Origin of the sequence: Escherichia sp. AM3 (assembly GCF_032029835.1) — a bacterium.
GTDB classification, from domain to species: domain Bacteria; phylum Pseudomonadota; class Gammaproteobacteria; order Enterobacterales; family Enterobacteriaceae; genus Escherichia; species Escherichia coli.
In genome coordinates, this window is record NZ_JAVUPQ010000339.1 from 1 (window position 1) to 1194 (window position 1194).

Genomic DNA, 1194 nt, shown 5'->3' on the forward strand with positions numbered 1-1194 from the left:
ATTTGCAACAACAAAACCTCTTGTCACAATTGGAGAACTTGAAGCACAACAAAACCGGAATATTCTTTTACAGGCAAAAGTTCAGGGCGCACAGCTACAGAAACAACTCGAAGAATCAGATGTTAATCTGTCATCTGAAACTGTTTCAGGTTTCTCTGGTATGACTGCCTCTTTGCCATCAGTTTCAGAGCAGCCGACATCTAAAAACAGAAAGGAATTGCCCGTTATTATGGAAATAAACGGCAAAGATAAACGTCTTCATGCCGTTCTTCGCATGGCTGATGGACGTCAGACAAGCGTCACCACTGGTAGCCAGCTTCCGGGTACATCCGTCACGGTGAAGTCGATCTCATTGTCTGGCGTCACGTTAAGTGATGGCACCACCCTTACTTTCTGAGTGATGTGATATGGACAAATATAATCTGAAGGATGCTCTCCTTTTTATATCCCGGGGAGACACCCATGAAATTCTCATCGAAACAAATCAGCGAACAAGACCTGACGTACAGAGTAATCTCCAGGAACTGCTAAACTTATACCCTGACATCATCCCAAAAGTAGTCTCGCTGTCTGAGTTACAGGAAGCCGGTCAGGATGATGAAAATAAAGGTCCGAAAGAACGGATTATTCATCTGAAAGATCTTGCAGATGTCAGTGAAAGTGAGAAGAAAGTTCTCTCCTATTTTGAAACGGCCAGAAAACTTGGTGCTTCAGATATTCATTTTTTAATTTCAGAGTCTATTTTCAAAGTTCGCATGAGAATATTCGGTGAACTGCAAACTGTAGATGAAGATCAACCTGCGTTGGGTTATTCACTTTGCGCAACAGCCATTCTGTCAATGGCTGATGTGACTGAAACCAGTTTCTTCCCTCAAAGGGAACAGGATGCGCGCCTGTCCCCACAATTAATGCGAAAAATAGGAATATTTGGTGCACGATACAGTCACAGACCTACGGGAGATGGTCTGATTGCAGTTATGCGCCTGATACCCGATGACGGAGACAAAGTTCCCACGTTTAAGCAACTGGGCTTTATACCGGAGCAAATCCGGTTGCTGAACGTCATGCTGCGCCGCCCGGAAGGGAAAATAGTTCTGTCTGGTCCAACAGGTTCAGGTAAATCAACAACGTTACGCAGTGCCTGCCGTGTATATCTTGACGATAATCAGGGGCGACACCTGCTGACGATCGAAG

Annotated in this window: 2 protein-coding genes; both read left to right on the forward strand. The window is 44.8% G+C overall.

Translation table 11 applies throughout. The annotated features are described in order from the left end of the window. Positions 1-397 (forward strand): type IV pilus biogenesis protein PilP (pilP, locus tag RTW80_RS25655; RefSeq protein WP_312720871.1); only part of this gene is annotated, 397 nt, incomplete at its 5' end. Between the two features lie 10 nt (positions 398-407). Then, a partial coding sequence (locus RTW80_RS25660) for an ATPase, T2SS/T4P/T4SS family (protein WP_312720873.1) occupies positions 408-1194 on the forward strand: 787 nt, incomplete at its 3' end.